This is a genomic window from Brevundimonas sp. MF30-B (genome assembly GCF_004683885.1).
Taxonomy (GTDB): Bacteria; Pseudomonadota; Alphaproteobacteria; order Caulobacterales; family Caulobacteraceae; genus Brevundimonas.
This window is the reverse complement of record NZ_CP038440.1, coordinates 2,162,367-2,174,551: the sequence shown is the minus strand read 5'-3', so window position 1 is coordinate 2,174,551 and position 12,185 is coordinate 2,162,367. Positions and strand designations below refer to the sequence as shown.

10 protein-coding genes are annotated in these 12,185 nt (G+C 67.5%); 5 read left to right on the top strand and 5 right to left on the bottom strand.

Features of this window, described 5'->3' with window-relative positions:
• Nucleotides 1-21: 21 nt before the first annotated feature.
• The 4 genes from E4M01_RS11000 to E4M01_RS10985 form a co-directional block, all read right to left on the bottom strand.
• Entirely contained in the window at nucleotides 22-951 is a 930-nt protein-coding gene (locus E4M01_RS11000) for a 2-hydroxyacid dehydrogenase (protein ID WP_135064781.1), read from the bottom strand.
• An 81-nt stretch (nucleotides 952-1,032) separates the two neighbouring features.
• Nucleotides 1,033-2,700 carry an energy-dependent translational throttle protein EttA gene (gene ettA, locus E4M01_RS10995; RefSeq protein WP_135064784.1) on the bottom strand — a complete coding sequence of 556 codons (1,668 nt, stop codon included), beginning with the start codon at nucleotides 2,698-2,700 and terminating at the stop codon, nucleotides 1,033-1,035.
• Between the two features lie 111 nt (nucleotides 2,701-2,811).
• Complete coding sequence (locus tag E4M01_RS10990) at nucleotides 2,812-3,423, bottom strand: TIGR02466 family protein (protein ID WP_135064787.1); 612 nt, start codon at nucleotides 3,421-3,423, stop codon at nucleotides 2,812-2,814.
• 9 nt (nucleotides 3,424-3,432) lie between these two features.
• Nucleotides 3,433-4,215, bottom strand: a complete 783-nt coding sequence (locus E4M01_RS10985) for a pseudouridine synthase (RefSeq protein WP_135065165.1) — start codon at nucleotides 4,213-4,215, stop codon at nucleotides 3,433-3,435.
• A gap of 277 nt (nucleotides 4,216-4,492) precedes the next feature.
• On the opposite strand from E4M01_RS10985, the gene E4M01_RS10980 reads away from it, so the two are divergent.
• On the top strand, nucleotides 4,493-4,987 hold the full coding sequence (locus E4M01_RS10980; RefSeq protein WP_245158285.1) for a hypothetical protein: 495 nt from the start codon (nucleotides 4,493-4,495) through the stop codon (nucleotides 4,985-4,987).
• Nucleotides 4,988-4,999: 12 nt separating this feature from the next.
• Here the strand turns inward: E4M01_RS10980 and E4M01_RS10975 are convergent, their stop codons facing one another.
• Nucleotides 5,000-5,626: a DUF938 domain-containing protein gene (locus E4M01_RS10975; RefSeq protein WP_245161283.1), complete on the bottom strand. Its 627-nt coding sequence runs from the start codon at nucleotides 5,624-5,626 to the stop codon at nucleotides 5,000-5,002.
• A gap of 219 nt (nucleotides 5,627-5,845) precedes the next feature.
• On the opposite strand from E4M01_RS10975, the gene E4M01_RS10970 reads away from it, so the two are divergent.
• The 4 genes from E4M01_RS10970 to E4M01_RS10955 all read left to right on the top strand — a co-directional run bounded on the left by E4M01_RS10970 (nucleotide 5,846) and on the right by E4M01_RS10955 (nucleotide 12,180).
• Entirely contained in the window at nucleotides 5,846-7,696 is a 1,851-nt protein-coding gene (locus tag E4M01_RS10970) for a phosphoenolpyruvate carboxykinase (GTP) (RefSeq protein WP_209316030.1), read from the top strand.
• 36 nt (nucleotides 7,697-7,732) lie between these two features.
• Entirely contained in the window at nucleotides 7,733-8,161 is a 429-nt protein-coding gene (locus E4M01_RS10965; RefSeq protein WP_135064790.1) for a hypothetical protein, read from the top strand.
• Between the two features lie 179 nt (nucleotides 8,162-8,340).
• Nucleotides 8,341-10,494, top strand: coding sequence for a sodium-translocating pyrophosphatase (locus E4M01_RS10960; RefSeq protein WP_135064793.1), 2,154 nt, complete (start codon nucleotides 8,341-8,343; stop codon nucleotides 10,492-10,494).
• A gap of 93 nt (nucleotides 10,495-10,587) precedes the next feature.
• Nucleotides 10,588-12,180, top strand: coding sequence for a carboxyl transferase domain-containing protein (locus E4M01_RS10955; protein WP_135064796.1), 1,593 nt, complete (start codon nucleotides 10,588-10,590; stop codon nucleotides 12,178-12,180).
• Nucleotides 12,181-12,185: the final 5 nt, after the last annotated feature.

Here is a 12,185-nt window from a genome sequence, read left to right as displayed (position 1 = left end):
GATTATGCAAGTAGAATTTGCCTACGCAGCCGGGGTTCTGACCGGTTCGCCAGCGAAATGCGCGGCCAGATTCTGGAGCATCAGCATGAGCATGCCCTGAACACCCGCCGTGGTCGCGCCGCCTGTGTGCGGGGTCAGCACCGTATTGGGCACATCGGCCCAGCGGTCGGGATCGGTCGGCTCGGTCTCGAACACGTCCAGCGCGGCTGCGCCCAGACGACTGGCCTTCAAAGCGGCGATCAGGGCGGCCTCGTCCACCAACTGTCCGCGCGCGACGTTGACCAGCAGACCATCGGGGCCCAGCGCCTCGATCACCTCGCGCGAGATCAGACCGCGATTGGTCTCGTCGGCCTTGCAGGCGATGACCAGCACGTCGCTGTCGCGAGCCAGGTCCAGCAGGCTGGCGGCCCTCGGCCAGGCTGCGTCCGGCTTTTCGCGCGGACCCCACCACGACACCGCCATGCGACAGGCCTGCGCCCTCAGCGCCACGGCCTCGCCGATGCCGCCCAGGCCGACGACGCCCAGTTTCTGGCCCGCCAGCGATGGGCTCAGGCTCTTGCTTTCCGGCGTCCACCCGCCGGCGCGCAGGGCGCGGTCGCCGCTGACGATTGCGCGGCGAGAACCCAGGATCAGGCCCAAGGCGTGGTCCGCCACATCCTCGTGGTTGACGCCGGGCGCATGGGTGACTTCCAGCCCCCGTGCGCGGCACCAGGCCACGTCGACGCCGTCGTATCCGGAGGTGAAACAGGCGATCAGCGACAGCTGTGGCAATCGTTCGACCAACGCCTTGTCCAGTTCGAACTCGCCCGCCACGATCAGGGCGCGGATGTCGGCCTGCGCCTCGACCGGCGGGCCCTCCCAGAAGCGATAGACGTCGTACTGGCTTTCCAGAAAGCCGGTCAGCGGCGCCAGATGCCGCTGCATGATCAGGACGGCGGGACGTTGGGTCATGGCCGCAGCCTAGTCCACGTGGGTCCAAAGAAAAACGGCCTCCCGATCGTGTCGGAAGGCCGTTCTGTCAGCGTGTCGGGATCAGCGTCCGAACTTCTGGAACTTGATCCGGTGCGGGATCAGGGCGTCGGTGCCGAGACGACGTTTCTTGTCTTCCTCGTAGGCCTCGAAGTTGCCCTCGAACCATTCGACGTGGCTGTCGCCCTCGAAGGCCAGGATGTGGGTGGCCAGCCGGTCCAGGAACCAGCGGTCGTGGGAGATGACCACGGCGCAGCCGGCGAACTGCTCCAGCGCCTCTTCCAGGTTCTGCAGCGTCTCGATGTCCAGGTCGTTGGTCGGTTCGTCGAGCAGGATCAGGTTGCCGCCCGAGGCGAGCGTCTTGGCCAGGTGAACCCGGTTGCGCTCACCGCCCGACAGCTGGCCGACCTTCTTCTGCTGGTCGCCGCCCTTGAAGTTGAAGCTGCCGACATAGGCGCGGGTGTTGATCTCGCGCTTGCCGACCATCATCACGTCGGTGCCGCCCGAGATGGCCTGCCAGATGGTCTCGTCGGGCTTCAGGTCGTCGCGGGACTGGTCGACATAGGCGAGCTTGACCGTCTCGCCGACCTTGATGGAGCCGCCGTCGGGCGTTTCCTGGCCGGTGATCAGCTTGAACATGGTCGACTTGCCGGCGCCGTTGGGGCCGATGACGCCGACGATGCCGTTGGGCGGCAGCTTGAAGGTCAGATTGTCGAACAGCAGCTTGTCGCCGTAGGACTTTTGCAAGCCCTCGACCTCCAGCACCACATTGCCCAGACGCGGGCCAGGCGGGATCTGGATGTGGGCGTGGGTCTGGGCGCCGCGCATGCTTTCCTGCTCGTCGACCATCCGCTCATAGGCGGCCAAACGGGCCTTGGACTTGGCCTGGCGGGCCTTGGCGCCCGAGCGGACCCATTCCAGTTCGCGGGTAAGGGCGCGCTGACGGGCTTCGGATTCCGACTGCTCCTGAACCACGCGCTTCTGCTTGGCCTCCAGCCACGAGGAGTAGTTCCCCTCGTGCGGGTGGCCCTTGCCGCGGTCCAGCTCCAGCGTCCACTTGGTCACCTGGTCCAGGAAGTAGCGGTCGTGGGTCACCAGGATGACGCAGCCCGGGAAGTTCTCCAGGTGATGCTGCAGCCAGGCCACCGACTCGGCGTCCAGGTGGTTGGTCGGTTCGTCCATCAGCAGCATGTCGGGCTTCGAGAGCAGCAGGCGGGCCAGGGCCACGCGGCGCTTCTCACCACCCGACAGGTTGGTGACTTCCCAGTCGTCGGGCGGGCAGCGCAGGGCGTCCATCGCCATTTCGATGCGGCTGTCGATGTCCCAGACGTCGCCGGCGTCGATCTTCTCTTGGAGGGCGGTCATCTCCTCCATCAACTCGTCGGTGTAGTTTTCGCCCAGTTCGGCGGCGACTTCGTTGAAGCGGTTGACCCACTGCTTCTCTTCGCACCAGGCCTCGACGTTCTGGCGGACGTTCAGCGCCGGATCCAGCTGGGGCTCCTGCTCAAGATAGCCGCGCTTGATGCCGTCGGCGGCCTTGGCCTCGCCGGTGAATTCCTTGTCCAGGCCGGCCATGATTTTCAGCAGGGTCGATTTACCCGAGCCGTTGACCCCGACGACGCCGATCTTGGCGTCGTTATAGAAGCTCAGCCAGATGTTCTCGAAGATCTTCTTGCCGCCGGGAAAGGCCTTGGTCAGGCCTTGCATCTGGAAAATATATTGCTGCGCCATGAGGTGCGGTGCGCCCTGTCGTCTGATCGAATGGGGAGGTTGGCGCGGGATGTAGCGATTGCGCGCCGGATGGGCAAACCGCTAGCGCCCCGGCGGGGCGGTTTGAAGGCGTCAGGCGTAGTTGAAGCTGATCGATATGCGGTCGGCGCGGGCGGCGTTGGTCGGGACTTCGTGGCGCAGCCAGCTTTCCCACATCAGCACCGTGCCGGCCTGGGGGGCCAGGTAGACGAACGGACGTTCGGCCTCGGGCGCGTCGGCGATGACGCCGGGGCGGGCCATCATCATCGGCAGACGGGGGTCTTCCAGCTTCAGCGCCGAGGCGCCGTCGGGGACATCGACATAGACCGTGCCGCTCAGGAAGGCGTGAGGATGGATGTGGCCGGTGTGGCCGCCTCCGGGCTTGAGGATGTTGACCCACAGATTGTCCAGCCGCGGCTTGCGCGCCAGATCGAAGTTTAGCAGGGCGGCGTAGGCGGCGGCGTGCTTGTCCAGGTGTCGCTTCAGCTCCGCGAACTCGGGCATGCGCTGGGGCAGGTCGGTCAGCGAGCCGTAGGAGGTGTAGCCGCGATAGCCGTTCGCGCGGCACCAGCGGCGGCCGGCCTGATCCTCTTCGGCCAGCATTCGGCAGGCGTCGATCAGGCCGGCGTTGAAGGCCTGAAAGCCCCGGCCGGAGGCGAGGGAGGCTTCATAAACCTGGGTGACGAACAGGGGGCGCAGGCTCATGGGTGTGACTTAAGACCGAGGCGCGGGCGCGGGAAGAGGCTGCGTCAGGGCCGTGCGCTCGTCCGGCGTCAGCAGGCGCCAGCGGCCTTCGGGCATATTGTCCAGACGGATCGGCCCGATGCGGATGCGCAGCAGGTCGGTGACCTCCAAGCCTACCATCTCGCACATCCGGCGGATCTGGCGGTTGCGGCCTTCCTTCAGGATGAAGCGCAGGCGGTGCGGATCCATGCGGCTGACGCGGGCGCGGCGCAGCACCCGCCCGTCCAGCATCAGGCCGTGACGCAGGGTGGCCAGAGCCTTTTCGGTGACGTTGCCGGCGACGCGGACCAGATATTCCTTCTCCAGGTCCGACTGAGGGCCGATCACCGCCTTGGCGACCACGCCGTCCGATGACAGCAGCAGCAGGCCGCGCGAATCCTCGTCCAGCCGGCCGATCGGGGGCAGAGAGGCGTCGCGCGCCGGCGGCTCGCCCGGTCCGATCAGGTTTTCGGCAGTCAGCAGACGCACGGCCGGGATCTTGTCCGGCTCGGGCTGGCCCGAGACGTAGCCCAGCGGCTTGTGCATCACGATGGTGACGCCTTCGGCCAGGGCCTGCTGGGCGCTGTCGCTGAGGGTCAGGGTCTGGCCGGCGCTGATCTTGCGCCCCGCATCGGTGACCGTCTCGCCGTCGATGGAGACCAGCCCGGAGGCAATCAGGGCTTCCGCTTCGCGGCGAGAGCAGACGCCGGACTGACCCAGCCACTTGTTGAGGCGCACCGGCTCGTCGCCGTCGTAGGTGCGGATGAAGGCCATGATCGGGTTCCCGTGCGGGCGGTTGTGTACGGTCGGGCGGCCCGTCGCCGCAAGAGCCCGCAACAATGAGATCATCGACAATATCCTGACCCGCCCGGCGTTGAAATCGAGCGTTGATCGCCCTATATCCCCACCATTCCAGCGAACCGGTCGAGTTCGCGTCCGGTTTCGGCCGAGACGCGCCGCCTCTCGTTTTCGAGACAGTTCGCTTGGTCTTCGTCCGATCTCTGATGATCGGATGGTCAAATACTGATCGACAACCCTCGAAGGAGACGTCTTGTACGCTCAACGCAACGCATCATCCGGCCCCCGTTCCCGCACCGGCTATAACCGCCCCGTTCCGACCCGCCTGCGCATGGGTCTGGTCATGCGGCGCGACATGGATTTCGGCCCGCTTGGAGACATGGAGCCCGCGTTGCGCGGTGAAGGCGTCTCTCTGGCTCCGATGTCCACCGGTGACGCCAGCCTGAGCGCCAGCGGCGTGACGGTGCTGCCGACCGCCACCGTTTCCGACATCACCAGCGGCGCGGTGAAGGGCCTGGTCATCCCGGGTGGCTCGACGGACGAGGCCTCGATGGCCGCCGTGCTGTCGCTCGTCGACGCGGCGCGCGCCAAGGATCTGCCGATCCTGGCCTTCGGCGATGCGGTCGCCTTGGTCGCCGAGCGTCTTGAAGTGTCGGCCGAAGCCGAAGGCGCCGCCTTCCACAATGGCAAGGTCGCCCTGATGAACGACCGCGCGCAGCTCGCGGCCGTGGTCGGCGCGATCAGCTGACTCGTCTGAGCGTCAGGCCCGCCGGAACAGCAGCATCAGGTTGTTGGCCGGCAGGGCCTTTCGCAGCGTGAAGGCCAGGCCTCGGGCCTTGGCCTCGGCGATCACGTCGTCGCGGTCGCGCAAGCCCCAGGCTGGGTCCCGTGCTTTCAGGCTCTCGTCGAACGCGGCGTTTGAGTCCGCCAGCGGCGTCTCCGCCTCGCGGTAGGGGCCGTACAGGGCCAGAAGGCCGGCGGGCGCCAGGGTACGCCCCGCCATCTCCATCAGCGCTTCCGTGGCCGACCACGGGCTGATGTGCACCATGTTGATGCACACGATGGCCGACCACTGGCGGTCCGGCCACGACTGGCGTTCCCTCACATCCAGCGCCAGCGGTTCGCGCAGGTTCGCCGCGTCCGACACGCCGCGCCAGGCCGCGATGCTGGCGCGCGCCTCGGGATCGGGATCGCTGGGCGTCCAGTCCAGGCCGGGCAGGGCCCTCGCGAAGGCGCAGGCGTGCTGGCCCGTGCCGGCCGCGATCTCAAGCACGCTGCCCTGCGCCGGCAGATGCGCCTTCAGCACCTCGAGGATCGGCCCCGTGTTCCGCTCTGCGGCCGGGGACAATGGGGCGTCGGGCGGTGGTTCGGACAGGGTCTGCATCATCGCTGTCGGATAGCCGCCGCTTGGCCGCGCGGCGACGAAAAAATGCCGAAGCCAGCTCCCGGGTCCTTTCCACGAGGGAGAAGCGTGCACAGGTTGACGCAGCGTCGCCCCGAGTGTCATTGGCCCTGAAACATTGCGTGATCCGGAATCGGGGGCGCATGGTCTTGTCGGCACGGCGGCCTCAGATCGCCGGCCGCTCTCAGGTTCAGGAGCGTTCAGGTGAATTCCCTCGACTCGATTCCCGGGCTGTCGCCCGCACCCACCCGTCACGCCGGTCTGATCGAATGGGTCGGCCGCATCGCCGCTCTGACCAAGCCCGCGCGCGTGCATTGGTGCGACGGCTCCGAAGCGGAAAAGGCCGCGATCATCGCCGATCTGGTCGACAGGGGCACGCTGAAGGCTCTGGACCAGACCAAGCGCCCGAGCTGCTATTACGCCGCGTCGGACCCGCGCGACGTGGCCCGCGTCGAAAGCCGCACCTTCATCTGCCCGGAAAACGAGGCTGACGCCGGCCCGACCAACAACTGGGCCGAACCGACCGAGATGCGCGCGCGTCTGGACGGCCTGTTCGACGGCTGCATGGCCGGGCGGACCATGTATGTCGTGCCCTTCTGCATGGGTCCGCTGGGCTCGGAGATCAGCGCGCTGGGCGTCGAGATCACCGACAGCGGCTATGTCGCCGTGTCGATGGGCGTGATGACCCGCATGGGCGCAGCCGCCCTGGAGCAGTTGGGCGACGACGGCGTCTTCGTGCCGGCGATCCACACCCTGGGCGCGCCGCTGGCGGAAGGGCAGGCCGACGTGGCCTGGCCCTGCAATGATGACAAGTGGATCGTCCACTTCCCCGAAACGCGCGAGATCTGGTCCTACGGCTCGGGCTATGGCGGCAACGCGCTCTTGGGCAAGAAATGCTACGCCTTGCGCATCGCCTCGATCATGGCCCGCGACGAAGGCTGGCTGGCCGAGCATATGCTGATCCTGAAGCTGACGGATCCGAAGGGCCGCCAAAAGTATGTCGCCGCCGCCTTCCCCTCGGCCTGCGGCAAGACCAACCTGGCCATGCTTCAGCCCAGCCTCGACGGCTGGAAGGCCGAGACGGTGGGCGACGACATCGCCTGGATGCGCTTCGGCGAGGACGGCCGGTTGTATGCGGTGAACCCGGAGGCCGGCTTCTTCGGCGTCGCGCCGGGCACCAGCCGCAACACCAATCAGAACGCCCTGGCCACGCTGAACTCCAACACCATCTTCACCAACACGGCGCTGACCGCCGACGGCGACGTGTGGTGGGAGGGCCTGACCAAGACGGCGCCCGAAGGCCTGACCAACTGGAAGGGCGCGGCCCACGACCCCGCGTCAGGCGAGCCCGCGGCGCATCCGAACGCCCGCTTCGCCGCCCCCGCCGGCCAATGCCCCGCCATCGCGCCCGAGTGGGAAGATCCCCGGGGCGTGCCGATCGACGCCATCCTGTTCGGCGGCCGGCGGGCTTCCGCCGTGCCGCTGGTGACCGAAGCCTTTGACTGGGAGCATGGCGTCTTCATGGGCTCGACCGTGGCGTCCGAAGGCACCGCGGCGGCCGAAAACAAGGTCGGCGAGCTGCGCCGCGATCCCTTCGCCATGCTGCCGTTCTGCGGCTACAACATGGGCGACTACTTCGCCCACTGGCTGAAGATGGGCGAAGGCCGGGACCCGGCGAAACTGCCGCGCATCTTCTTCGTCAACTGGTTCCGCAAGGACCGGGACGGCCGCTTCGTCTGGCCGGGCTTCGGCGACAACGCCCGCGTGCTGAAGTGGATCGCCGAACGCATCGACGGCGAGGCCGAGGCGCTGGACACGCCGGTCGGCCGCACCCCCACGCCTGACGCGCTGGACCTGGACGGGCTTGAGCTGTCGGACGAGGCGCTGGCGACCTTGCTGGACGTGGACGCCGAGGTCTGGACCGAGGAAGCCGCGCTGATTCCGGCCTTTTACGCCAGGTTCGGCGACCGCCTGCCGAAAGCTCTTTGGGACCAGCATGCGGGCCTGACGCGCCGGCTGGACGCCGAACGGGCCGCCGCGCTGGCCGCCGAGTAGCAAGGCTTCGTCAACGCGACGCTGGTAACGTGCGGCATGGATCGCCGCGCTCTCCTCGCCCTGACCGCCGCCTCCGGCGCTGCTCTGGCCGCTGGTCCTGGGTATGCGGGCGACAAGAAGGGCCCTTCAGGACCGGCCACCTTGAACATCGCCGGCGTCGGCCTGCCGGTGATCGAGGACGGTCGTATCCGCAATTATGTCTTCGTGGCGGTGCGTCTGCATCTGGGCTCTGGCAAGACGCCCGAGCAGATGCGGCCCAAGGAGCCCTATATCCGCGATGCCCTGGTCAAGGCGGCGCACCGCACGCCCTTCACCGTGGCGGGGGATTGGACCCGGCTGGACGAGCGCGCCCTGGCGGCGGCCATCGTGCGTGCGGGCGTGACGGCGGGCGGGCGCGGGTCGGTCGTACGCGCCGAAATCATCTCGCAGACGCCACGCCGCCGCAGCGGGGTCCGCGCAGGCTGATAACCCCTGTCAGGGACGGTTGCGTCCTCATGTCGCGCTATGGCACGGTTCCGCCGCAATTCCCGCGGGACGCACGATCGCGTCCGTACCGCACGGGGGGACCGGAAGGCGGACAGAGGCGATAACGCCCGCCGCGCCAAGGATCCGTGCGTCTTTTTGCACGAGGGCTTGGAAACGCCATGACGAACTATCTTTGGCTGGTCATCGCGGCCGGCGCGCTGGGGGTGCTGTACGGCGCCGTCCAGACCGCCGCGCTGCTGAAGGCCGACGCCGGCAACGACAAGATGAGAGAGATCGCCGCGGCGATTCAGGAAGGCGCCTCCGCCTATCTGCGGCGGCAGTACATGACGATTGGAATGGTCGGGGTCGTGATTCTCATCGCGGCCTTTTTTCTTATCGGGACCTATGCGGCGGTCGGCTTCCTGATCGGCGCGGTCCTGTCGGGCGCGGCAGGCTTCGCGGGCATGCTGATCTCGGTCAGAGCGAACGTCCGCACCGCTCAGGCCGCCTCCAGGAGCCTGGCCGGCGGCCTGGACCTGGCGTTCCGCTCGGGCGCCATCACCGGCATGTTCGTGGCGGGCGGCGCGCTTCTGGGCGTGGCCGGCTACTACGCCGTGCTGACCGAATTCATGGGACTGGACCGCGTGGGCCGCGAGGTCATCGACGGCCTGGTCGCGCTGGGCTTCGGGGCCTCGCTGATCTCGATCTTCGCGCGGCTGGGCGGCGGCATCTTCACCAAGGGCGCCGACGTGGGTGGCGACATGGTGGGCAAGGTCGAGGCCGGCATTCCCGAGGATGATCCCCGCAACGCCGCCACCATCGCCGACAATGTGGGCGACAACGTCGGCGACTGCGCCGGCATGGCCGCGGACCTGTTCGAGACCTATGCGGTGACCACGGTCGCCACCATGGTCCTGGCCGCCATCTTCTTCCGCAACGATCCCGGCGTGGCTGAGGCGATGATGCTGCTGCCGCTGGCGATCTGCGGCATCTGCATCGTGACCTCAATCATCGGCACCTTCTTCGTGCGCCTGGGCAAGAAGAACAACATCATGGGGGCCCTGTATCAGGGGCTGATCGTGACGGGCGTGCTGTCGGTCGGCGCCGTCTGGTGGGTGATCAACAGCCTGGTCCCGGGCGTCGTTGAGACGGCCAACGGCCTGTCGATCACGCCCATGAGCTTGTTCTGGTCCGGCGTCGTCGGCCTGGCGGTCACCGCCGCGATCGTCGTCATCACCGAATACTATACCGGCTCGAACTTCCGCCCTGTGCGGTCGGTCGCCAACGCCTCGGTCTCGGGCCATGGCACCAACGTCATCCAGGGTCTGGCCGTCTCGCTGGAGTCGACCGCCCTGCCGGCGCTGACGATCATCGTCGGCATCATCGCCAGCTTCCAGCTGGCCGGCCTGTTCGGCATCGCCATCGCCACCACGACCATGTTGGGCGTGGCGGGCATGATCGTGGCGCTGGACGCCTTTGGTCCAGTCACCGACAACGCCGGCGGCATCGCCGAGATGGCGGGCCTGCCGGCCGACGTGCGCCACTCGACCGACGCCCTGGACGCCGTGGGCAACACAACCAAGGCCGTGACCAAGGGCTACGCCATCGGTTCGGCGGGCCTGGGGGCGCTGGTGCTGTTCGCCGCCTACACCTCGGACCTGGAGTATTTCGCCTCCAACGCCGAGGCCTATCCGTTCTTCGCGGGGATGGGGCCGATCGATTTCGGCCTGACCAATCCCTACGTCGTCGTCGGTCTGCTGTTCGGGGGGCTGCTGCCCTTCCTGTTCGGCGGCATGTCGATGATGGCGGTGGGCCGCGCGGCCGAATCCGTTGTGGCCGAGGTGCGTCGCCAGTTCCGCGAGAACCCCGGCATCATGACCTATGAGACCAAGCCCGAGTACGGCAAGGCCGTGGACATCCTGACCTCCGCGGCGATCAAAGAGATGGTGGTGCCCTCGCTTCTGCCGGTGCTGTCGCCGATCGTGCTGTTCGTCGCGGTGCTGTTCATCCAGCCGGATAAGGCCAACGCCTTCGCCGCCCTGGGCGCCATGCTGATGGGGGTGATCGTCACCGGCCTGTTCGTCGCGGTCTCCATGACGTCGGGCGGCGGGGCCTGGGACAACGCCAAGAAGGTGATCGAGGAAGGCTTCACCGACAAGGCGGGCGTGGTCCACGGCAAGGGGTCGGAGGCGCACAAGGCCGCCGTCACCGGCGACACCGTGGGTGATCCCTACAAGGACACGGCCGGTCCGGCGGTGAACCCGATGATCAAGATCACCAACATCGTGGCCCTGCTGCTGCTGGCTGTGCTGGCGTCCGGCAGGATCGTGTAGGTCGGACTTCAAACTCGCAAATCGACGCCCCGGAGCACCGTCTCCGGGGCGTTTTTTCTTCTCGTGAGGGGCGGGCTTCGCTAGACCTTGGCCATGCCTCGTCTGACCTCCGCTCTCGATCGCTCCAGCCCCGGCTTCAAGGCCCTGGACGCCCATAACCGCGCTCTGGCCCAGGAGCTGAGGGAAAAGATCGCCAAGGCCGCGCTGGGCGGTCCGGAAAAATCGCGTGAGCGCCATGTCTCGCGCGGCAAGCTGCTGCCGCGTGATCGGGTCGAGCGCCTGCTGGACCCCGGCTCGCCCTTCCTGGAGGTCGGCCAGCTGGCCGCCAATGGCCTGTACGACGATGAGGCGCCCGGCGCCGGCATGATCTGCGGCGTCGGCCGGGTCTCGGGCCGCGAGGTCATGATCGTGTGCAACGACCCCACCGTGAAGGGCGGGGCGTACTTCCCGCTGACGGTCAAGAAGCACCTGCGCGCCCAGGAGATCGCCGAGCAGAACCGCCTGCCGTGCGTTTATTTGGTCGATTCCGGCGGGGCCAATCTGCCGCACCAGGCCGAGGTCTTCCCCGACCGCGACCACTTCGGCCGCATCTTCTTCAACCAGGCGCGAATGAGCGCCGCCGAAATTCCCCAGATCGCCTGCGTCATGGGCAGTTGCACGGCCGGCGGCGCCTATGTGCCGGCCATGTCGGACGAGACGGTGATCGTGCGCAATCAGGGCACCATCTTCCTGGCCGGCCCGCCGCTGGTGAAGGCCGCGACCGGCGAGGTCATCTCGGCCGAGGAGCTGGGCGGCGCCGAGACTCACGGCAGACGGAGCGGCGTGGTCGACCACGTGGCCGAGAACGACGAGCATGCGCTGGAGATCGTGCGCTCTATCGTCGCCAATCTGAACACTATCAAGCCTCAGCCGCTGGACGTGCGCGCGCCGCGCGCGCCGCTGTTCGACCCGGAGGAGCTTTACGGCTTGGTCCCTGACGACGTCCGCGCTCCCTATGATGTGCGCGAGGTCATCGCCCGCATCGTCGACGGCTCCGAGCTGGACGAGTTCAAGGCCCTGTACGGAACCAGCCTGGTCTGCGGCTTCGCCCGCATCTGGGGCCAGCCGGTCGCGATCCTGGCCAACAACGGCGTGCTGTTCTCCGAAAGCGCCCAGAAGGGCGCGCACTTCATCGAACTGGCCTGCAAGCGCAAGATTCCACTGCTGTTCCTGCAGAACATCTCGGGCTTCATGGTCGGTGGCAAATACGAGGCCGAGGGCATCGCCAAGCACGGCGCCAAGCTGGTCACCGCCGTCGCCTCCGCCGAGGTGCCCAAGTTCACCGTCCTGATCGGCGGCAGCTTCGGCGCCGGCAACTACGGCATGTGCGGCCGCGCCTATTCGCCGCGCTTCCTGTTCAGCTGGCCCAATAGCCGCATCTCGGTGATGGGCGGCGAGCAGGCCGCCTCGGTGCTGGCCACCGTCCACCGCGACGCCGAAACCTGGACGCCGGAAGAGGCCGAGGCCTTCAAGGCCCCCGTGCGCCAGCGCTACGAGGACGAGGGCAATCCCTATTACGCGACCGCCCGGCTGTGGGACGACGGCATCATCGATCCGGTCCAGACCCGTGACGTTCTGGGCCTGGCCATCTCGGCCAGCCTGAACGCCCCCATCCCCGAGACGCGCTTCGGCGTGTTCCGGATGTAGAAGGT

What these genes read in the sequence shown, in the direction of transcription:
- E4M01_RS11000 (WP_135064781.1), bottom strand. Translation starts at nt 951, where the DNA reads ATGACCCAACGTCCCGCCGTCCTGATCATGCAGCGGCATCTGGCGCCG.
- ettA (WP_135064784.1), bottom strand. Translation starts at nt 2,700, where the DNA reads ATGGCGCAGCAATATATTTTCCAGATGCAAGGCCTGACCAAGGCCTTT.
- E4M01_RS10990 (WP_135064787.1), bottom strand. Translation starts at nt 3,423, where the DNA reads ATGAGCCTGCGCCCCCTGTTCGTCACCCAGGTTTATGAAGCCTCCCTC.
- E4M01_RS10985 (WP_135065165.1), bottom strand. Translation starts at nt 4,215, where the DNA reads ATGGCCTTCATCCGCACCTACGACGGCGACGAGCCGGTGCGCCTCAAC.
- E4M01_RS10975 (WP_245161283.1), bottom strand. Translation starts at nt 5,626, where the DNA reads ATGATGCAGACCCTGTCCGAACCACCGCCCGACGCCCCATTGTCCCCG.
- E4M01_RS10965 (WP_135064790.1), top strand. Translation starts at nt 7,733, where the DNA reads ATGGATCGCCGCGCTCTCCTCGCCCTGACCGCCGCCTCCGGCGCTGCT.
- E4M01_RS10960 (WP_135064793.1), top strand. Translation starts at nt 8,341, where the DNA reads ATGACGAACTATCTTTGGCTGGTCATCGCGGCCGGCGCGCTGGGGGTG.
- E4M01_RS10955 (WP_135064796.1), top strand. Translation starts at nt 10,588, where the DNA reads ATGCCTCGTCTGACCTCCGCTCTCGATCGCTCCAGCCCCGGCTTCAAG.